General features: G+C 43.4%; 1 tRNA gene and 1 rRNA gene. Both read right to left on the reverse strand.

Going from position 1 to position 422, the window contains the following annotated elements:
* Positions 1-4: 4 nt before the first annotated feature.
* Positions 5-80 (reverse strand) — tRNA-Val (locus FPQ10_RS12850).
* Positions 81-88: 8 nt separating this feature from the next.
* Positions 89-204, reverse strand: a 5S ribosomal RNA gene (rrf, locus tag FPQ10_RS12855).
* Between the last annotated feature and the right edge of the window lie 218 nt (positions 205-422).

Genomic DNA, 422 nt, shown 5'->3' on the forward strand with positions numbered 1-422 from the left:
TAAATGGTGGAGGATGCAGGACTTGAACCTGCGACCCCCTGCTTGTAAGGCAGGTGCTCTCCCAGCTGAGCTAATCCTCCATATATACGCCCGGCGGCGTCCTACTCTTGCAGGGGAAAAACCCCAACTACCATCGGCGCTAGAGAGCTTAACTTCTGTGTTCGGAATGGGAACAGGTGTGGCCTCTCTGCCATCGCCACCGGACTTGTGTTTCTATTCTTTTTTCAAGGACAAGTTATATTATATTAACCTTAGCTGAAAAATGCAAGGAATTTTTAAAAGAATTTTTCGTAAGTGCTTATCTTTTTACGTAAACCCTACATTTCACGCGCTTAAATCAAGATAAAAGGCATGTACCTTCAAAACTAGATAAGAAGCAATACATCATAAAGTAAGTTAAGTCCTCGACCGATTAGTATCCG

The organism is Allobacillus sp. SKP2-8, from assembly GCF_007559355.1.
Lineage (GTDB): Bacteria > Bacillota > Bacilli > Bacillales > Alkalibacillaceae > Allobacillus > Allobacillus halotolerans.